At 60.9% G+C, this 20,950-nt stretch carries 15 protein-coding genes; 11 read left to right on the forward strand and 4 right to left on the reverse strand.

From position 1 onward, the window contains the following. Positions 1-20: 20 nt before the first annotated feature. From rsxB to LAD35_RS07670, 4 genes are all read right to left on the reverse strand, one after another. Positions 21-809 (reverse strand): electron transport complex subunit RsxB, encoded by a 789-nt coding sequence (rsxB, locus tag LAD35_RS07655; RefSeq protein ID WP_449720089.1) that lies wholly within the window; start codon positions 807-809, stop codon positions 21-23. After that, positions 806-2,134, reverse strand: a complete 1,329-nt coding sequence (locus tag LAD35_RS07660) for a polyhydroxyalkanoate depolymerase (protein WP_224152099.1) — start codon at positions 2,132-2,134, stop codon at positions 806-808. The genes rsxB and LAD35_RS07660 overlap by 4 nt, the downstream gene beginning before the upstream one ends. A 183-nt stretch (positions 2,135-2,317) precedes the next feature. Continuing rightward, a complete protein-coding gene (locus LAD35_RS07665; protein WP_224152100.1) occupies positions 2,318-3,391 on the reverse strand; it encodes a GTP pyrophosphokinase in 1,074 nt (357 codons plus the stop codon). 21 nt (positions 3,392-3,412) lie between these two features. Then, positions 3,413-4,504, reverse strand: a complete 1,092-nt coding sequence (locus LAD35_RS07670; RefSeq protein ID WP_224152101.1) for an AI-2E family transporter — start codon at positions 4,502-4,504, stop codon at positions 3,413-3,415. A 246-nt stretch (positions 4,505-4,750) separates the two neighbouring features. Here LAD35_RS07670 and LAD35_RS07675 point away from each other — a divergent pair, with 246 nt between their 5' ends. From LAD35_RS07675 to LAD35_RS07725, 11 genes are all read left to right on the forward strand, one after another. Then, on the forward strand, positions 4,751-7,630 hold the full coding sequence (locus LAD35_RS07675) for a 2-oxoglutarate dehydrogenase E1 component (RefSeq protein WP_224152102.1): 2,880 nt from the start codon (positions 4,751-4,753) through the stop codon (positions 7,628-7,630). A gap of 42 nt (positions 7,631-7,672) precedes the next feature. After that, positions 7,673-8,935 (forward strand): 2-oxoglutarate dehydrogenase complex dihydrolipoyllysine-residue succinyltransferase, encoded by a 1,263-nt coding sequence (gene odhB / locus LAD35_RS07680; RefSeq protein WP_224152103.1) that lies wholly within the window; start codon positions 7,673-7,675, stop codon positions 8,933-8,935. Positions 8,936-8,953: 18 nt separating this feature from the next. Beyond that, positions 8,954-9,460, forward strand: a complete 507-nt coding sequence (locus LAD35_RS07685; protein ID WP_224152104.1) for a hypothetical protein — start codon at positions 8,954-8,956, stop codon at positions 9,458-9,460. A 2-nt stretch (positions 9,461-9,462) separates the two neighbouring features. Further along, the gene (lpdA, locus tag LAD35_RS07690) at positions 9,463-10,890 is read left to right on the forward strand and encodes a dihydrolipoyl dehydrogenase (protein ID WP_224152105.1); all 1,428 of its coding nucleotides are present in this window, start codon (positions 9,463-9,465) and stop codon (positions 10,888-10,890) included. Between the two features lie 147 nt (positions 10,891-11,037). After that, entirely contained in the window at positions 11,038-12,141 is a 1,104-nt protein-coding gene (gene zapE, locus LAD35_RS07695) for a cell division protein ZapE (RefSeq protein WP_224152106.1), read from the forward strand. An 11-nt stretch (positions 12,142-12,152) separates the two neighbouring features. Next, a complete protein-coding gene (locus tag LAD35_RS07700; RefSeq protein ID WP_224152107.1) occupies positions 12,153-12,860 on the forward strand; it encodes a hypothetical protein in 708 nt (235 codons plus the stop codon). A 361-nt stretch (positions 12,861-13,221) separates the two neighbouring features. Continuing rightward, positions 13,222-15,846 carry an alanine--tRNA ligase gene (gene alaS / locus LAD35_RS07705; RefSeq protein ID WP_224152108.1) on the forward strand — a complete coding sequence of 875 codons (2,625 nt, stop codon included), beginning with the start codon at positions 13,222-13,224 and terminating at the stop codon, positions 15,844-15,846. A 497-nt stretch (positions 15,847-16,343) separates the two neighbouring features. After that, complete coding sequence (lldP, locus tag LAD35_RS07710) at positions 16,344-18,023, forward strand: L-lactate permease (RefSeq protein WP_224152109.1); 1,680 nt, start codon at positions 16,344-16,346, stop codon at positions 18,021-18,023. A gap of 15 nt (positions 18,024-18,038) precedes the next feature. After that, entirely contained in the window at positions 18,039-18,809 is a 771-nt protein-coding gene (gene lldR / locus LAD35_RS07715) for a transcriptional regulator LldR (RefSeq protein ID WP_184708603.1), read from the forward strand. After that, complete coding sequence (gene lldD / locus LAD35_RS07720) at positions 18,806-19,945, forward strand: FMN-dependent L-lactate dehydrogenase LldD (RefSeq protein WP_224152110.1); 1,140 nt, start codon at positions 18,806-18,808, stop codon at positions 19,943-19,945. Before lldR ends, lldD begins: the two co-directional genes overlap by 4 nt. 238 nt (positions 19,946-20,183) lie before the next feature. Continuing rightward, a complete protein-coding gene (locus tag LAD35_RS07725; protein WP_224152111.1) occupies positions 20,184-20,891 on the forward strand; it encodes a DUF3011 domain-containing protein in 708 nt (235 codons plus the stop codon). Positions 20,892-20,950: the final 59 nt, after the last annotated feature.

Raw genomic sequence — 20,950 nt, forward strand, 5'->3', positions numbered from 1 at the left:
GCGACGTTCGGCCGGTATGCCTAGTTCGGGCTGCCGCGCTGTTGTCTGGCCTTGGCCAGAATGGCGGCAATCATCGCCTTTTTGTCGGAAGGTGCAGCCGGCGTTGCTGGTGTTGTGTCGCCATTCGTAACCTTGCTCGGCATAGGGGTTGGAGCGGATGGGCTGCCTGCCGCACGGATGTTGTTCAAGGCTGCGGACGGACTGCTGACGGCCAAGCGGTCTTCGTCTCCAGCAGGTGTGGCTTGAAGGCCTTTTGCGGGTTTGCGCATGCCGGATGTGCGTCGATTACTATGTTTTTGATAGCGATTGCGTGCTTGTTCAGCCTGTTCCCGACTCCATGCCTCCCAGCCGGTGGCCTCTCCGCTGGCATTGTCCAGTTCGATGCAGTCCACCGGGCACACGGGCAGGCACAACTCGCAGCCCGTACAGGCCTCGGCAATGATGGTGTGCATGCGCTTGTTGGCACCCAGAATGGCATCCGTGGGGCAGACCTTGATGCAGAGGGTGCAGCCGATGCACCAGTTTTCATCGATGCGCGCGAGCACGCGTGGAGCTTCTACGCCATGGTCCGGATTCAATGGCAGCGTGGCGCGGCCTGTGATGGCCGCCAGGCGCGCAATGCCTTCCTCGCCGCCGGGAGGGCATTGGTTGATGGCCGCTGCGCCCGTGGCCACGGCTTCGGCGTAACCTCGGCAGTCAGGGTAGCCGCAGCGCGTGCACTGGGTCTGAGGCAGGGCCTCATCAATGGCATCAATGAAAACAGCCAGCGCTGAGGCTGGCTGCTGGTCGGAGGGAAGGGGATGGGTCACACCGTTTGCAAGTTGCTCTGCTTGGAAACCGTGGATTTTACCGTGCTGGCCTTGGCGGGGAGCTCGCTGTGGGCCAGGATGAAGTCCTTGAGCACGGGGTAGACCATGTTGCGCCAACGCTTGCCGCTGAAGATGCCATAGTGCCCGGCACCCTTGACTTCGAAGTGGCGGTTTCCCGATCCCTTGAGGCCGGTACACAGATCGTGCGCAGCCTGGGTCTGGCCGGAGCCGGAGATATCGTCCAGCTCACCTTCCACCGTCAGCAAGGCGGTGTGCTGGATATCCTGGGGGCGCACCAGTTCTGCTACGCCTTCGGGCGAGCGCACCTGCCAGGTGCCCTTGACGAGGGCAAAGTCCTGGAACACCGTCTTGAGCGTCTCCAGGTAGTAGGCGGCGTCCATGTCCAGCACGGCGTTGTACTCGTCATAGAACTGGCGGTGGTGTTCTGCGCTTTCCTCATCGCCCTTGAGCAGGTCCTTGAAGTAGTCGTAGTGGCTCGTCGCGTGGCGGTCCGGGTTCATGCTGACAAAACCCATGTGCTGCAGAAAGCCCGGGTAGACCTTGCGGCCGGCACCAGGGAAGTTGGCCGGCACCGGGTAGATCACATTGTTTTCGAACCACTGGATATCGTGCGTGGTCGCCAGATTGTTGACTGCGGTGGGCGAGCGGCGTGCATCGATCGGGCCGCCCATCATCGTCATCGACAGCGGCGTCTGCTCTCCACGGCTGGCCATCAGAGATACGGCAGCCAGCACCGGCACGGTGGGCTGGCAGACGCTCACCACGTGGCAGGCACCATAGATTTCCTGAATATGGCGGATGAAATCCTGCACATAGTTCACATAGTCATCCAGATGGAAATCTCCGGACGACTGGGGCACCAAGCGGGCATTGGTCCAGTCGGTGATGTAGACCTTGTGGCCTTCGAGCATGGTGCGCACGGTCTCGCGCAGCAGGGTGGCGTAGTGGCCGGACAGCGGTGCCACGATCAGCACGGCGGGTTGCCCCTTCATGGCAGTGAGGGTGGCTGGATCGTCTGAAAAGCGCTTGAAACGGCGCAGCTCGCAAAATGGCTTGGTCAACTCCACACGCTCGTGCACGGCAATGTCATGGTCGCCAGCGGTGATGGTGTTGATGTTGAATGCGGGTTTCTCGTAATCCTTGCCCAGGCGGTAGAGCAGGTCAAAGCCGGCCGAAGCACGCTGGACAGCGGTGGTCTGACTGACAGGCCACAGGGGATTGCTCAACATCTTGGATGTGGCGTGCGCGTATTCGGCAAACGGCTCCATCAGGGCGCGCTGGGTTTCGTAGAGTTGGTACAGCATCAAAACTCCGTTAATGTTGCATTGCAATATAACAGCACCGTGTTACGCCGAGAATCAAAATTTCTCAGCGTAAACACGGGTGGGGTGGCGCTTCTTGTGTAAACAAATGTTGTTGCCAGCTATGGATCGGCACGAGAGTAGGTGCCAACCCTGGGTGCGAGGGAGGCGTTCGATCCCGTGCTTTCAGGCGGCAGTGCGCCGCGTGGGCTGGTGGTTCTCAAGCCATTCCTCAAACGCTTCCCGGGCGGAGTTGCGCAGGCTGCGGCGGAAGCGCTGCCTGTCCTCCAGGTAGAGGCAATGGCGCATCACCGTGAATGGATTGAAGCTGCTGCTGGGGTAGCGGTGCTGAAAATCGGCCTTGTAGTGGCGCGCCGTGGAAATGTGCTTCTGCACCACGGCAAACAGCCAGGACGCCTGGCGCACGCCAAAATCGTTGACCAGTTCGTCAATGAAGAACTCCACCTTTTGCGGATCGAAATCGTAGCCAGGGAAGTGGCGTTGCCCAAAGGCCACAAATCCAAAGGCGTCCAGTGGCTCGCTGTCATCCGCATAGGGCTGAGGGGCGGCATCTGCCTCATCGTCCGTGTCGACGCGCGACAGGGCCAGCGCCTGGTTGGTCTCGTTGCGGATCTGCAAAAACTCACGATCGGCCAGCTCGAACAGGGCCGACAGGATGTTGATGCGCCGCTTGAGGTTGGTGGGGATCGACTTCTTGTATTTGATCTTGTGGTCCAGCTCGCTCCATGAATCCTGGATGATGGTGCGAATCTGCAACTCGAATGCCTGCTGGGCATACGCCATGTGCTCTGAGAGCTGCGCCTGCTCGTTGTTGAAGCGCAGATCCATGTGGATGCCCTTGTAGCCGAAGTCGGATTCGGAATCCTCCATGGGGGCCGTCTTGTCGGTGATCTCGATCACATCGAAATACTCGCGCACCTTGGCCATGATGGCCGGTGGCTCGTCCTCGTACAGGCACACCACGCGCACACCGATCAGGTCGGTGATGTAGTCGCCGATGGCATAGCTTTCGGTGCGGTCTTCCAGCGCATTGCGGTATTTGCGCTTGAACTTGCGCACCGCTTCTTCAGGGTTCTTGACGCGGCACTCGATCTTGGCGATGTTGACACCGGGCAGGCCCTGAAGAATCGCCTCGATCAGGGCGTTGAAGGAGGCGGCTGCGGCCTTGAGGGTGGGCAGGCGCTGGGCGTATTCCGCCAGGAACTCTTGTTTGCGAAGTTCAAAATCGTGGAATGGCATGCCAGGCTTTCAGGCGGCGTATCAGTTCTGGTTGTCAGGGGGCAGGCTGTCTGCGGGCACGCCAATCTGTGCCTGTGGCGCAAACAAATCCCATACTGCGATGAACAGGGCTGCAATCAGCGGGCCGATGACAAATCCGGTCAGACCAAAGAGGGACAGGCCTCCCAGCGTCGAGATCAGGATCAGGTAATCGGGCATTTTGGTGTCCTTGCCCACCAGCAGGGGGCGCAGGATATTGTCCACCATGCCCATGACTCCGGCGCCATAGGCGGTCAGCACGATGCCTTGCCAGGTGGCACCTGTCGCCAGGAAGTAAATGGCGACTGGTGCCCATACGATGGCCGCACCGACTGCAGGAAGCAGCGACAGGAAGGCCATCACCACACCCCACAGCAGGGCGCCGTCAATGCCGAGAATCCAGAAAATGATGCCGCCCAGAGCGCCCTGGGTTGCTGCCACGGCCAGATTGCCTTTGACGGTGGCGCGCACCACGGTGATGAACTTTGCGCCCAGCTTCTGCTTGTGCGAGTCGTCCAGCGGTACAGCAGCATAGATCTTGCGCACCAGCACCTTGCCATCTCGCAGGAAGAAGAACAGCAGATACAACATGATGCAGAAGCTCACCAGGAAACCCATGGTGTTCTGGCCAATGGCCAGCACCTTGGTGGCCACGTACTGGCTGGCCTGCACCGAAATACCCGAAATCTTTTCCTGAATGACCTTGGGGTCATTGAGGTTGAAGCGGGCCAGCAGATCGATCAGCCACTGGGGCAGGGCGCTGTAGATCTGCTGGAAATACTGGCCAAAATTCATCTGGCCGGTGTGCACACGCTCATAGATCGCGGCGGACTCCTTGGCCAGCGAGATGGACAGCAAAATCAATGGCAGGATCACCAGTACCAGACATAGGGACAGCGTAATCAGGGCCGCAACAGTCGGGTATTTGGGGAATTTGCTACCGATCTTTTTGTGTAAAGGTGTAAACACCACGGCAAAGATCACGCCCCAGAATACGGCTCCCTGAAACGGGAACAACACTGCAAAAAACGCAATGGTGACGGCAATTAACAGCAAGATAAATGCTTTGTCGTGAAGAGATCGGGTGTTGAGCATTGCCATTCAGCCAAAATTAGATAGCGCAAATGTATCTGACTTGGCGGGTCTGTAGCGTCATCCAAAACAGACGTTTGGCGCGGCAGACCCCTGGCCGGACGATATGGGCCGAAAGTGGCACAATAGCCCCCGTTCGGCCCTTCCCAGCCACAGTCGCATCCGCCAACCGGTTCAGCCGTGTCGCGGAAGGTTGTTTATATGCACCAGCTAATGCTTTCCAGAGGAAAGCGGAGGTCAGCGGAGAAAATGAGCGATACAAATTCTGTGTATCAAGCCTACCAAGGCAATACCTATCTTTTCGGTGGCAATGCCCCCTACGTAGAAGAGATGTACGAAAACTACCTGGCCAATCCAGGCAGCGTACCCGATACGTGGCGTGCATACTTTGACGCACTGCAAAATGTCCCCGCAACGGACGGCAGCAACCACAAAGATGTTCCTCATCTCCCTGTCATCAACGCCTTTGCCGAACGTGCCAAACAAGGCGGCACCAAGGTAGTCGTTGCCTCCGGTGCCGATTCGGAGCTGGGCCGCAAGCGCACTGCCGTGCAGCAGCTGATTGCTGCCTATCGCAATGTGGGCACCCGCTGGGCCGACCTGGATCCGCTCAAGCGCCAGGAGCGCCCCGAGATCCCCGAGCTTGATCCAGCGTTCTACGGCTTCACCGACGCCGACCAGGAAACCGTGTTCAATACGAGCAACACGTTCTTCGGCAAGGAGTCGATGACCCTGCGCGATCTGCTCAATGCACTGCGCGAAACCTATTGCGGCACCCTGGGCGCCGAATACATGTATGCCACCGACCAGAACCAGAAACGCTGGTGGCAGCAACGTCTGGAAGCCATTCGCAGCAAACCTGCATTCAATGCCGACCAGAAAAAGCGCATTCTCGACCGCCTGACGGCAGCCGAAGGTCTGGAGCGTTTCCTGCACACCAAGTATGTGGGCCAGAAGCGCTTCTCGCTGGAAGGCGGCGAATCCTTCATCGTGGCGATGGATCAGCTGATCAACGCCGCTGGTGTCAAGGGCGTGCAGGAAATCGTGATCGGCATGGCCCACCGTGGTCGCCTGAACGTGCTGGTGAACACCCTGGGCAAGATGCCCAAGGACCTGTTTGCCGAGTTCGACCACACCGCGCCTGAAGATCTGCCTGCTGGCGACGTGAAGTACCACCAGGGTTTCAGCTCGGACGTGACCACCGCAGGCGGCCCCGTGCACCTGTCGCTGGCCTTCAACCCATCGCACCTGGAAATCGTGAACCCCGTGGTCGAAGGCTCGGTGCGCTCGCGCATGGACCGTCGCAACGACCCTCAGGGCAAGCAAGTGCTGCCCGTGCTGGTGCACGGTGACGCGGCCTTTGCCGGCCAGGGCGTGAACCAGGAAACCCTGGCATTGTCCGAAACCCGTGGCTACACCACGGGCGGCACGGTGCACATCATCATCAACAACCAGATCGGTTTCACCACCTCCGATCCACGCGACCTGCGTTCGACCACGTATTGCACCGACATCGTCAAGATGATCGAGTCGCCTGTGCTCCACGTCAACGGCGATGATCCGGAAGAAGTGGCGCTGGCCATGCAGATGGCTTTGGATTTCCGCATGGAGTTCTCCAAGGACGTCGTGGTGGACATCATCTGCTACCGCAAACTGGGCCACAACGAGCAGGACACGCCAGCGCTGACCCAGCCGCTGATGTACAAGAAGATTGCCCAGCACCCTGGCACGCGCAAGCTGTACGCCGACAAGCTGGGCACGCAAGGCCTGGGCGAGACCCTGGGCGACGACATGGTCAAGGCCTACCGCGCTGCCATGGACGCGGGCAAGCACACGGTCGATCCGGTGCTGACCAACTTCAAGAGCCAGTACGCCGTGGATTGGAGCCCCTTCCTGCACAAGAAGTGGACGGACGCTGCAGACACCGCTATTCCTCTGGCTGAGTGGAAGCGCCTGGCCGAGCGCGTGACGACTCTGCCTGAGTCGGTCAACCCGCACCAACTGGTCAAGAAGGTGTATGACGACCGAGCCGCCATGGGCCGTGGCGACATCAATGTGGACTGGGGCATGGGTGAAACCATGGCCTACGCTTCGCTGGTGGCCTCTGGTTATCCGATCCGCCTGTCCGGTGAGGACAGCGGCCGCGGCACCTTCACCCATCGCCACTCGGTCGTGCACGACCAAAAGCGCGAGAAGTGGGACGAAGGCACCTACATCCCTCTGCAGAACGTGGCCGACAGCCAGGCTCCGTTCACGGTCATCGACTCCATCCTGTCGGAAGAGGCAGTGCTGGGCTTCGAATACGGCTACGCTTCGAACGACCCCAACACCCTGGTGATCTGGGAAGCGCAGTTCGGCGACTTTGCCAACGGCGCTCAAGTGGTGATCGACCAGTTCATCGCCTCTGGTGAAGTGAAGTGGGGCCGCGTCAACGGCATCACGCTGATGCTGCCACACGGCTACGAAGGCCAGGGCCCCGAGCACAGCTCGGCCCGCCTGGAGCGCTTCATGCAGCTGGCGGCAGACCAGAACATGCAGATCACGCAGCCCACCACGGCCAGCCAGATCTTCCACCTGCTGCGTCGCCAGATGGTGCGTCCGCTGCGCAAGCCGCTGATCATCATGACGCCCAAGTCGCTGCTGCGTAACAAGGATGCGACTTCGCCCGTGTCCGAGTTCACCTCCGGTGGCTTCCAGACCGTCATCGGTGAGCGCGACGAGGCCATCGTTGCCAAGGCCGACAAGGTCAAGCGCGTGATCGCCTGCTCGGGCAAGGTGTACTATGACCTGGTCAAGAAGCGTGCCGAAGATGGTACGACTGACGTGGCCATCATCCGCGTGGAGCAGCTGTATCCATTCCCGCACAAGGCCTTCGCTGCGGAACTCAAGAAGTTCGGCAACGCCAAGGAAATCGTGTGGTGCCAGGACGAGCCGCAAAACCAGGGCGCATGGTTCTTCGTGCAGCACTACATCCACGAAAACATGCTCGACGGCCAGAAGCTGGGCTACTCCGGTCGTGCCGCTTCGGCATCGCCTGCCGTCGGTTATTCGCACCTGCACCAGGAGCAGCAAAAGGCTCTGGTGGAAGGCGCATTTGCCAAACTCAAGGGTTTCGTGCTGACCAAGTAAGCACTCAGACAGCTCTTATCAACGAACACAGAAAGAATTCTTATGGCAATCGTAGAAGTCAAAGTTCCTCAGCTGTCCGAGTCGGTCGCTGAAGCCACCATGTTGAACTGGAAGAAGAAGGCTGGCGAAGCTGTTGCAGTCGACGAAATCCTGATCGAGATCGAGACCGACAAGGTCGTTCTGGAAGTGCCTGCCCCGGCTGCTGGCGTTCTGACCGAGATCGTGCAAGGTGATGGTGCCACCGTGGTGGCCGACCAGCTGATCGCCAAGATCGACACCGAAGCCGTGGCCGGTGCTGCAGCGGCTCCTGCTGCTGCGCCTGCACAGGCCGCTGCCGCGCCGGCGCCGGCTGCCGCAGCTCCTGCTGCCACGGGTGGCAGCAAGGGTGATGTGGCCATGCCTGCAGCTGCCAAGCTGCTGGCCGACAACAACCTGCCCGTGGGCGCCGTTGCTGGTTCCGGCAAGGACGGCCGCGTCACCAAGGGTGATGTGCTGGCCGCCGTGGCCGGTGGCGTCAAGTCCACCGCCGCCGTGATTCCTACCGGTGTGCCTGCCAAGTCGCTGCCCCAGGTGGCATCGCCTGCAGGTTCTCAGGACCTGGGCGAGCGCCCAGAGCAGCGCGTGCCGATGAGCCGCCTGCGTGCCCGTATTGCCGAGCGTCTGCTGCAATCGCAGTCGACCAACGCGATCCTGACCACGTTCAACGAAGTGAACATGGCGCCCGTGATGGCGCTGCGCAAGAAGTTCCAGGACGACTTCACCAAGGAACACGGCGTCAAGCTGGGCTTCATGTCCTTCTTCGTGAAGGCTGCAGTGCATGCGCTCAAGAAGTACCCTGTGCTGAATGCATCGGTCGATGGCACCGACATCATTTACCACGGCTACTTCGACATCGGTATCGCCGTGGGCTCGCCACGCGGCCTGGTGGTGCCAATCCTGCGCAATGCCGACCAGATGAGCTTTGCCGACATCGAAAAGAAGATTGCCGAATTCGGCAAGAAGGCGCAAGACGGCAAGCTGGGCATTGAAGACATGACCGGCGGTACCTTCTCCATCTCCAACGGTGGCACCTTCGGCTCAATGATGTCCACCCCCATCATCAACCCGCCTCAATCGGCCATCCTGGGCGTGCACGCCACCAAGGACCGCGCCGTGGTGGAAAACGGCCAGGTCGTGGTTCGTCCGATGAACTACTTCGCCATGTCGTATGACCACCGCATCATCGACGGCCGTGAAGCCGTGCTGGGCCTGGTGGCGATGAAGGATGCGCTGGAAGATCCATCGCGTCTGCTGTTCGACCTGTAATCAGGTCGTCGGGTCGTCATGGCACGTATCTTGGTGATAGCGGCCTCTGCGCTGGTGCTTGCTGCATGCGGCACCACACGTCCTGCCAAGGACGTAACTGCGCAGAGCTGGAGTGGGGATTACCGCTTCCAGTGGCAGGCCAATACCCAGGCCATGCGCCGTGGCGTGCCCGTGCCCGAGAAGGTAGAGATACGCCCGGTGACCACCGTGTCCGTCAAGGATGTGCCGGGCGCCAGGCTGGACAATGGCCCGCAATGGGCCATTTCGTTTGTGGGCGAAGCGGGCAGGCCGCTGCCGCTCAGGCCTTTCAAGGCAGACGGCTACCGGGATTTCGGCTGGGAGCAGCAACGTGCCAGCGGGCAGATCGCCTGCCTCGAATCGGGCGCGTTCATGTTTCTGTGCCGCGTGCCTGCAGGAGCCACGGTTTCGTTTGGCCGTTCGGACGATGAGCAACTGACAAGCAAAACGGGCCTGTTTGGTGTGATCCTGCACCAGGGCAGTTTTGAACTAACACCATTGGAATAATCATGAGCAAGCAATTTGATGTCGTCGTGATCGGCGGCGGCCCCGGTGGCTATGTGGCCGCCATCCGTGCAGCGCAACTGGGCATGGCCGTGGCCTGTATCGACGAGTGGAAGAACGCCGCTGGCGGCCCCGCTCTGGGCGGCACCTGCACCAACGTAGGCTGCATTCCATCGAAGGCGCTGCTGCAGTCGTCCGAATATTTCGAGCACGCCACGCACAGCTTTGCCGACCACGGCATCTCCACCGGCAAGGTGGCCATGGACGTGGCCAAAATGATCGCCCGCAAGGACGGCGTCGTGAAGCAGAACAACGACGGTATCCAGTACCTGTTCAAGAAGAACAAGGTCACCTTCTTCCATGGCCGCGGCTCCTTTGTGAAGGCGGTCGATGGTGGCTACGAAATCAAGGTGGCTGGCAAGGAAGAAGAATCCATCACCGGCAAGCAGATCATTGTTGCCACAGGCTCCAACGCCCGCGCGCTGCCTGGCGTGCCTTTTGATGAAGACAAGATCCTGTCGAACGATGGCGCGCTGCGCCTGGGCGCTACGCCCAAGAAGCTGGGCCTGATCGGCGCTGGCGTGATCGGCCTGGAAATGGGCTCGGTCTGGCGCCGTCTGGGCACCGAAGTGACGGTGCTCGAAGGCATGGACAAGTTCCTGCCCACCGTGGACGAGCAAATCGCCAAGGAAGCAAAGAAGGCTTTCGACAAGCAGGGCCTCAAGATCGAGCTGGGCGTGAAGGTTGGCGAGATCAAGACCGACAAGAAGGGCGTGAACATCAGCTACACCAACGCCAAGGGCGAAGCCCAGCAGCTGGAAGTGGACAAGCTGATCGTGTCGATCGGCCGCGTGGCCAACACCATTGGCCTCAACCCCGAAGCCGTGGGCCTCAAGCTCGACGAGCGAGGTGCGATTGTGGTCGATGACGACTGCAAGACCAACCTGCCAGGCGTGTGGGCGGTGGGCGATGTGGTGCGCGGCCCGATGCTGGCGCACAAGGCCGAAGAAGAGGGCGTTGCCGTGGCCGAGCGTATCGCTGGCCAGCACGGCCATGTGAACTTTGCTACGCTGCCTTCGGTGATCTACACCAGCCCTGAAGTGGCTTGGGTGGGCCGCACCGAGCAGCAGCTCAAGGCCGACGGCGTGGCATACAAGGCAGGCACCTTCCCGTTCCTGGCCAATGGCCGCGCCCGCGCTCTGGGCGACACGACCGGCATGGTCAAGTTCCTGGCCGATGCCACAACCGACGAAATCCTGGGCGTGCATATGGTAGGCCCGATGGTGTCGGAGCTGATCTCCGAAGCTGTGGTGGCGATGGAGTTCAAGGCATCGAGCGAAGATATCGCTCGTATCTGCCACGCCCACCCATCGCTGTCGGAATCGACCAAGGAAGCGGCTCTGGCTGTGGACAAGCGCACCTTGAACTTCTGATCCAGACCCTCAGCCCTGCGATGACTTTTCGAGCGTCGCCCGGTTGAGAGATGGAAGCATCAGAAGTTTGACGAAAAATAGCCTCTACCGCTTGCTCAATGCGCGGTAGGGGCTATGTAATTTATAGCAATAGAGACTGAGACATCTATGGGCACCGCGGTAAGAGATGCATACGAGGCCGAGATTGCGGCCAAAGGTTTTCACAGCGATCCGGCGCAGCTGCGCGCGGTCGATGCCTTGCAGCGCTGTGCCGATGAATGGGAACAGTACAAAAGCAAGCGCTCCAACGCACTCAAGAAGCTGATCAACCACCCCGATATTCCCAAGGGCGTCTACATGTATGGCGGTGTGGGCCGGGGCAAGAGCTTTCTGATGGATTGCTTCTTCAACGCTGTGCCCATCCGGCGCAAGGTGCGGCTGCACTTTCATGAGTTCATGCGCGAAGTGCAGCGCGAGCTCACCCTGCTCAAAGGTACGCAGGATCCGCTGGATGTTCTGGGCGCGCAGATTGCCAAGAAGTACAAGCTGATTTGTTTTGACGAGTTTCACGTGGCGGACATCACCGATGCGATGATCCTCTACCGCCTGCTGCTGGCGCTGTTCGACAATGGCGTGGGCTTTGTCACCACCTCCAACTTCAAACCTGACGATCTGTACCCCGATGGGCTGCACCGCGACCGCATCCTGCCCGCAATTGAACTGCTCAATGCGCGCATGGAAATCGTCAATGTGGACAACGGCACCGACTACCGCCGCCGTACTCTGGAGAAGGTCACCCTCTACCACTGCCCATTGGGCCCGGAGGCAGACCAGGCCATGCAGGAGGCCTTCAACCAGCTGGCCGAAGTGCCGGACGAGAAGCCTGTGTTCAAGATCGAATCCCGCGAGCTGCGCCCGCTCCGCCGTGCCGGGGGGGTGATCTGGTTCGATTTTCATGAGCTGTGCGTGAACCCGCGCTCGCAAAACGACTATCTGGAGCTGGCAAGCCAGTTCCACACGGTTTTGCTGTCCAATGTGCCCTATATGCCAGTCAACATGGCTTCGCCTGCGCGGCGCTTTACCTGGCTGGTGGATGTGCTGTATGACCGCCGCGTCAAGCTCATCCTGTCGGCTGCGGTGCCGCCCGAACAGTTGTATACCGAAGGGCCGCTGGTGCATGAGTTTCCGCGCACGGTCTCGCGCCTCAATGAAATGCAGTCGCAGGAGTACCTGTCGCTGGAGCGGCGCGTGGTGGACACGGCCCTGACCTGAAAGAGCAAACGATGAACGCAAGCTTGAAACTGCTCGGTGCTGTATTGCTGGTTGCCTGCTCTGTGGGGTCTGCCCAGGCCGCAGAAATGGATGCGGCCGAGCGCCAGGCGGCGCGTGCGGAAATATCCAGAGAGCGCGCAGCCAACGACAAACAGCTCGCAGACAACGAAAAGATCTGCTACCAGCACTTTGCAGTCACCGATTGCCTGAAAAAGGTGCGGGCCGAGGCCAATCACCGCGACCGCGAACTGCGCCAGCGTGAGCTGGCCATCAACGCCGATGAGCGGGCCGAGCGCACCGCCAAACAGCGCGGAGCCCGTGAAAAGAAGCAGGCTGAGTTCGATGCCAAGCACCGCAACGACGGTGCCGACAGCGGCGCCTTGAACAAGGAAGACCTGGAGCAACGCCAGCGCGAACATGAAGCCCAGGCGGCGGGCCGCAGCAAGAAGCCGGCACGCAGTCCGCAGGAAATTGAAGCGGAGCAGCAACGCCGCCAGCATGACGCCGCACAGCGCGCCACGCAGCACGAGCAAAAGCTCGGCAGCAAGCAGCGGGCCCAGCAGCGCCGGGCCGCAGAGGAGGGCGACAATGTGGAGCAGGCGCGCCAGGAATACGATGCCAAGCAGCAGGACGCGGCCAAACGCCAGGCAGAGCACGCCCGCCGCATGCAGGAGCAGAGCAAATCGCGCAAGGCAGCGCCATTGCCAGTGCCGGAATGAGCATCTTCTGCCCCGTGCGGTTGCGGCGCCACGTCCAAGGCATGCCTGCACGAGGCTGGGGCGAGCGGTAAACGATCCTCTGCAAAACTCCCTGCCGTGGTCTGAACGCGGTCTCGGGCGATCCGCTGCGTTGTCTTCCTCGGCAATAGCTACGGCTATTGCCTTCAAAAGACGCCTTGCGGCTCATCCCGATCCGCGTCCATCCCATCTGGCGAGGGTTTTGCAGAGGTTCCTAAAAGGCCGCTGCTTCCATTCTGCCGAGCCCCATGATGTGGAATAGCCCCAAACCCTATAATGAAAGATTCGCGCCCGCAGCGCGGCCAGTGTGGCTGCAAGGCGGGTGCCACCACCGCTGCAAAACATGAGTACACCCACTTTTTCCGTCGCGGAAATCCGCAAGACCTTCCTGGACTTCTTCGCATCCAAGGGGCACACCATTGTTCCGTCGAGCCCGCTGGTGCCAGGCAATGATCCCACGCTGATGTTCACCAACTCCGGCATGGTGCAGTTCAAGGACGTGTTTTTGGGCACGGACAAGCGCCCCTACAACCGCGCCACCAGCGTACAGACCTGCCTGCGTGCAGGCGGCAAACACAATGACCTGGAAAACGTGGGCTATACCGCGCGCCACCACACTTTTTTCGAGATGCTGGGCAACTGGTCGTTCGGTGATTACTTCAAGCGCGAATCGCTCAAATGGGCCTGGGAACTGTTGACCACGGTCTACAAGCTGCCGCCGGAAAAGCTGCTGGCCACCGTCTACGAAGAAGATGACGAGGCCTATGACATCTGGACCAAGGAAATCGGTCTGCCGCCCGAGCGCGTGATCCGCATTGGCGACAACAAGGGGGGCCGCTACAAGAGCGACAACTTCTGGATGATGGCCGACACCGGCCCTTGCGGCCCTTGCTCCGAGATCTTCTATGACCATGGCCCGCATATTGCTGGCGGCCCTCCAGGCTCGCCCGATGAAGACGGCGACCGCTTCATCGAAATCTGGAACAACGTGTTCATGCAGTTCGACATGGCAGAAGACGGCTCGGTCAAGCCGCTGCCGGCGCCTTGCGTCGATACCGGTATGGGCCTGGAGCGCCTGGCTGCCATTTTGCAGCACGTGCACAGCAACTACGAGATTGACCTGTTCCAGGCGCTCATCAAGGCTGCAGCCCGCGAAACGCACACTGCCGATCTGGACAATCCTTCGCTGAAGGTGATTGCCGACCACATCCGCGCCACGGCCTTTTTGGTGGCCGACGGCGTGATTCCATCGAACGAAGGCCGCGGCTATGTGCAGCGCCGCATTGTGCGCCGCGCGATCCGCCATGGCTACAAGCTGGGCCAGAAGACGCCGTTCTTCCACAAGCTGGTCAAGGATCTGGTCGCCGTGATGGGCGATGCCTACCCCAAGATCCGCGAGCAGGAAGCGCGCATCACCGATGTGCTGAAGGTGGAAGAAGAGCGTTTCTTCGAGACGCTCGCCAACGGCATGGAAATCCTGGACAGCGCGCTGGCCGGTGGCGCCAAGGTGCTGCCCGGTGATGTGGCCTTCAAGCTGCACGACACCTATGGCTTCCCGCTGGACCTGTCCAACGACGTTGCGCGCGAGCGCGGTGTGACAGTGGACGAAGCGGGCTTCAATGCCGCCATGGAGCAGCAGAAGAACCAGGCCCGCGCTGCGGGCAAGTTCAAGATGGACCGCGCGCTGGAGTACACCGGTGCAGCCAACACCTTCACCGGCTACGACAAGCTGGCAGAAGCTGCAAAAATCGTAGCGCTGTACGTAGACGGTACGAGCGTTGATGAGTTGAAGGCGGGCCAGAGTGGCGTGGTGGTTCTGGACACGACGCCGTTCTATGCCGAATCCGGTGGCCAGGTCGGAGACCAGGGAGTGATCGCCGCAGGTGGCAACCGTTTTGCCGTGGAAGACACGCTCAAGATCAAGGCCGATGTATTCGGCCACCATGGCGTGCTCGAATCCGGCAGCCTCAAGGTGGGCGATGCGGTCGAGGCGCAGGTGAATACCGCCGTGCGCGCTGCCACCATGCGCAACCACTCGGTCACCCACATCATGCACAAGGCCTTGCGCGAAGTGCTGGGCGACCACGTGCAGCAAAAGGGCAGCCTGGTGAATGCCGAGCGTACCCGCTTTGACTTTGCGCACAACAGCCCGGTGACCGATGCGCAGAAGCGCGAGATCGAAAAGCGCGTGAATGCCGAAATCCTGGCCAACACGGCTACCGATGCGCGCGTGATGGACATCGAGAGCGCGCAGAAGACCGGCGCCATGATGCTGTTTGGTGAAAAGTATGGCGAAACCGTGCGCGTGCTCGACATCGGAACCAGCCGTGAACTGTGCGGCGGCACCCATGTGCACCGCACCGGCGATATCGGCCTCTTCAAGGTCGTGGCCGAAGGCGGTGTGGCTGCCGGCGTGCGTCGTATCGAAGCCGTGACCGGCGAGAACGCACTGGCCTATCTGCAGTCGCTCGAATCGACTGTGGACGAAGCGGCCGCGACCCTGAAGGCGCCTGTGGCGGAACTGAACCACCGCATTGGCGGCGCGCTTGACCAGATCAAGGCGCTGGAGAAGGAACTGGCCCAGCTCAAGGGCAAGCTCGCTTCCAGCCAGGGTGATGAGTTGGCTGGCCAGGCGGTAGATGTCAAAGGCATCAAGGTGCTGGCTGCCACGCTGGAAGGCGCAGACGCCAAGACCCTGCGCGACACCATGGACAAGCTCAAGGACAAGCTGGGCTCTGCTGCCATCGTGCTGGCCGCAGTGGACGGCGACAAGGTGCAACTGGCTGCGGGTGTGACCAAGGACAGCATTGGCAAGATCAAGGCCGGCGAGCTGGTGAACTTTGTGGCCCAGCAAGTGGGTGGCAAGGGTGGCGGCAAGCCTGACATGGCCATGGCAGGCGGCACCGACGCCACGGCCCTGCCCAAGGCGCTGGCTGGCGTGCAAGCCTGGGTGGCAGAACGCGCCTGAGTCTGCGGTTTTTCCGCCTGAAAACCTCCTGCCCTGCAGGAGGTTTTTTTATGCCCGAGAAGAGGGCATCTCACTTCATGCAGGGGTCTCGCATGGGGTTCAATAAGCATAGCGGCCCCTGCCCATCCCAAAACCGGTGGAGCAGAAAGCCTTCTCAAATCCCGGGCATGCAATGTGTACGCCCCCCCCCCGCGCACTCCACTCCGTACGCTCGGTTCTGGGGCAGCGCTGATGGGTATGCGTTCAGAATGTATCGTCTAATTGGTATTACCAATAAATTCTGAATTAAAGGGTAAACCCTGTTAGTTTGAAATTTTCTGCTCCATATAATCCATTTTTCTTTCAATTGAATTTTATTGGTAATACCAATTAAGGAATGAATCAGCGGTACTCCTGTGGCTGGGGCCGAGGGCGTACTGCCTATAGAACCTTTAGAAGAGTGCACGGGCTCCGGCCAAGTGAAGGGGTGGGCCCGCGCACATCAGGAGATGGAAACAATGCAAGAAATCTGGTCGCAGAACTACGACCCTGCGGGCAATATCTGGGTGTCCGCGCTGGTGGCGCTGATACCCATCATCTTTTTCTTCATCGCACTGACGAAGCTGCGCCTCAAGGGCTACGTGGCGGGAACCATCACAGTGGTGCTGGCCCTCGCGGTGGCATTGCTGTTCTACAGGATGCCTGTGGCCAACGCCCTGGCGTCGGGGGTCTATGGCTTCTTCTACGGCCTGTGGCCCATTGCCTGGATCATTGTGGCAGCCGTGTTTCTCTACAAGGTGTCGGTCAAGACCGGGCAGTTCGACATCATCCGTGCCTCGATCCTGTCGGTGACCGAAGACCAGCGCCTGCAGCTCATTCTGGTGGGTTTCTGCTTTGGCGCCTTTCTGGAGGGCGCTGCGGGCTTTGGCGCTCCTGTGGCGATCACGGCGGCGCTGTTGGTGGGCCTGGGCTTCAAGCCGCTGTATGCCGCTGGCCTGTGCCTGATCGGCAATACCGCTCCGGTTGCCTTTGGCGCCATGGGCATTCCCATCATCGTGGCCGGGCAGGTGTCGGGTGTGGATGCCATGGCCATCAGCCAGATGGCCGGGCGCCAGTTGCCATTCATGACCATCATCGTGCTGTTCTGGCTGATGGCCATCATGGACGGCTGGCGTGGCATCAAGGAAACCTGGCCCGCCGTGCTGGTTGGGGGTGGCAGCTTCGCACTGGGTCAGTTTCTCACCGCCAACTACATCGGGCCGGAACTGCCGGACATCACCTCGGCCATTCTGGCGCTGGTGGTGCTCACCGCCTTCCTCCGGTTCTGGCAACCCAAGCGCATCTTCCGCTTTGCGCCGGAACCAGGCGCAGCCGCCGAGGCTGGCGTGAAGCCGGCAGTATCCGTACCGGCCACGTTGACCGCAGGTGTGGTACTCAAGGCCTGGTCGCCTTTCATCATCCTCACGGCAATGGTGACCGTCTGGAGCATCAAACCCTTCAAGGCCTTGTTTGCCCAAGGCGCCGCATTGGCAGGCACGGTGCTGAACGTACCTGTGCCGCTCCTGCACAACGTCGTGCAGAAGGTGCCGCCCGTGGTTGCTGCATCCAGCCCCTATGGCGCGGTGTATTCCTTCAACTGGTTGTCGGCCACCGGTACGGCCATTCTGATTGCAGCCGTGCTGAGCATTCTGTTCCTGCGCCTCAAGCCTTCCGTAGCCGCCAAAACTCTGGCAGAGACCTTCAAGGAACTGGCCCTGCCCATCTACTCCATCGGCATGGTGTTGGCCTTTGCTTTCATCGCCAACTATTCGGGCCTGTCCACCACCCTGGCCCTGGCGCTGGCGCATACCGGCAAGGCCTTTGTGTTCTTCTCGCCCTTCCTCGGGTGGCTGGGTGTTTTCCTCACAGGATCGGATACCTCAGCCAATGCCTTGTTCGGCGCGCTGCAGGCTACCACGGCTGCGCAGCTGGGTTTGCCGGAGGTGCTGGCGGTCACTGCCAATACCACCGGCGGCGTGACAGGCAAGATGATCTCGCCCCAGTCCATTGCCATTGCCTGCGCTGCGGTGGGTCTGGCGGGCAGGGAATCGGATCTGTTTCGCTTCACGGTCAAGCACAGCCTGGCGTTTCTGGTCATCATCGGAATCATCTGCACGTTGCAGGCATATGTATTCCCTGGGATGATTCCCCACCCTTAACTTTTCCAAAAGCCGATGCCAGCCTTGCGCCTGTCCGACCGCGTTGCCCAGCAGGTGCTGGATCTGATCCAGTCCACCTCGCTACAGCCGGGCTCCAAGCTGCCGACTGAACGCGTGCTGGCCGAGCAGTTGGGTGTTTCGCGCACGGCGCTGCGCGAGGCGATCCAGAAGCTCGGCAGCCGGGGCGTGCTGGAGAGCCGGGTGGGTGCGGGCACGTTTGTCCTGGCACCCGTGCAGCAGTGGCATGAGCAGGCTATTGCGCCGCTGGTGCCGCTGATGCGCGACGACCCGCAGTACCGCTACGACGTGCTGGAAGCGCGGCAGATGATCGAAATTGGCAGCGCATGGCACGCCGCGCAGCGTGCGACGGAGAAGGACAAGGATCACATCCGCCGCTGTTTTGACGAGATGCTGCGCCATCAGCAAAGCCAGGATGCCGCCAACTCGGCACGGGCCGATGCGCAGTTCCATCTGGCGATTGCAGAGGCTTCGCACAACGTGGTGGTGGTGCAGGTGATGCGCAGCCTGTTCGAGATGGTGCTGGGCACCGTGGCCCAGAACCGCCGCGTGATGTTCGTGCACGACGACCCCAAGGTGCTGGAGCGCCTGACCCTGCAGCACCACGATCTGATGCAGGCGGTGATCAGCGGAGAGCCCGAGCAGGCCAGAGCCATCATCGGTGAGCACCTCGCCTACGTTCACGAAAAACTAACCCAGGCCGATGCCGATGCCGCGCGCGTGCAGCGGCAAGGCCGGCTCACCACGACAGGATTGACATTCTCATGATCATCTCCTCCACCACGGATTACCGCGCAGCGGCGCAAAAGCGCCTGCCACCCTTTCTGTTCCATTACCTCGACGGCGGCGCCTATGCCGAGAAGACGCTCGCCCGCAACGTCAGCGATCTGGCCGATGTGGCGCTGCGCCAGCGTGTGCTCAAGGACATGAGCCAGCTCGACACCAGCATCGAGCTGTTTGGCGAGAAATTCTCCATCCCGGTGGCGCTGGCGCCCGTGGGCCTGACCGGCATGTTTGCCCGGCGCGGCGAAGTGCAGGCCGCCCAGGCTGCCGACAGGAAGGGTATTCCCTTCACCATGTCGAGTGTCTCCGTCTGCCCGATCGAGGAGGTGGCCCCGAAGCTGGGCCGTCCGATGTGGTTTCAGCTCTATGTGCTCAAGGATCGGGGCTTCATGAAGAACGCCCTGGAGCGCGCGCAGGCGGCTGGCGTCTCCACCTTGGTGTTCACGGTGGACATGCCGGTGCCCGGCGCGCGTTACCGCGATGCGCATTCGGGCATGAGCGGCCCCAACGCCGCCATGCGACGCTACCTGCAGGCGGTCTCGCACCCGCAGTGGGCGCTGGATGTGGGTCTGCTGGGTCGTCCGCATACGCTGGGAAATATCTCCACATACAAGGGCCAGAACGTCAGCCTGGAAGACTACATGGGCTACCTGGGGGCCAATTTCGACCCCTCGATTTCCTGGAGTGACCTGGAGTGGATCCGCGATTTCTGGAAAGGACCGATGCTCATCAAAGGCATCCTCGACCCTGAGGACGCCAAGGACGCAGTGCGTTTTGGGGCCAACGGCATCATTGTCTCCAACCATGGCGGCCGCCAGCTCGATGGGGTACTCTCGTCGGCCCGCGCGCTGCCAGCCATTGCTGACGCCGTCAAGGGGCAGATCAAGATTCTGGCCGATTCGGGAATCCGCAACGGGCTCGATATCGTGCGTCTGCTGGCTTTGGGTGCCGACTGCACCATGATCGGCCGCGCCTTTGTGTATGCGCTGGCTGCCGACGGCGAGGCGGGCGTGACCCATTTGCTCAATCTGCTCGAGAAGGAAATGCGCGTGGCCATGACGCTCACCAGCGTCAAGAATGTGGCCGAGATCACCGGCGATCTGCTGGTGCGCGACGCTTGAACACAGCCTGCTGCTGAACATGGCGGCCATCGTTGAAGCTCCAAATCATGGAGGAAGGCCTTTGTAACAGGCGCTAACAGCTGCTGAAAAGTGAGTGATTTGCTTGATTACACTAGCGACGTCTGAAAGCCGAGCTATGTACGATCGACTATCGGCCCGCGCTGACAAAACCGGTGCTGTGCCTGCGCTAGCCTGTGCATCACCGGAATACACCACACATTTCAAGAGAGGAGAGTCCATGATTCATCAACGCATTCTGGCGGGCCTTGCCCTGGCCCTGCTGACGCTGGCGCCCGCAGCACAAGCACAATACGGCCGCAATGACGAGGTGACCTGCGAAAGCCAGGACGGCCGCACGCGGGAGTGCCGCACGCCATTCCGCAATCCGGTGGTGAGCGAGACCATTTCGAGCGCGCCTTGCATCGAAGGACGTACCTGGGGCAATGCAGGCGGGGGCAGGATCTGGGTGACCGATGGCTGCCGCGCACGCTTTGTTGACGGGCGCGGCGGCTGGCAGCCTCAGCCGCCCATGGGGGGCCAGGGAACGGTGCGATGCGAAAGCCAGGACGGCCGCACGCGTGAATGCGCGGTGCCCCGTGGCGCGCGCATGGAAATTGCCCGCCAGCTGTCAGACACGCGCTGCGTCGAGGGTCGCAATTGGGGCGTGCGCGGTGGCAGCCTGTGGGTGACGGATGGCTGTCGAGCGGAATTCGTCGTGGCTGGCGGCTATGGACAGGGCGGCGGCTACGGCTCTGGCCGCGATATCACCTGTGAAAGCAATGATCGCCGCGACAACAGCTGTAGCTGGAATGCCCGCTGGGGCCGCCCGCAGCTGCTGGAGCAGCTCTCTGACGATTCTTGCCGCGAAGGCTATACCTGGGGCTACGACAGCCGTGCCGGCCGTATCTGGGTGACGCGCGGCTGTCGGGGGCGCTTCGGCAGTTGAGCGCGACAACATGAAGGGCGGCTTTCGGGCCGCCTTTTTTGTGGCCATTTGCTACAAAA

This window comes from Comamonas odontotermitis (assembly GCF_020080045.1).
GTDB classification, from domain to species: Bacteria; Pseudomonadota; Gammaproteobacteria; order Burkholderiales; family Burkholderiaceae_C; genus Comamonas; species Comamonas odontotermitis.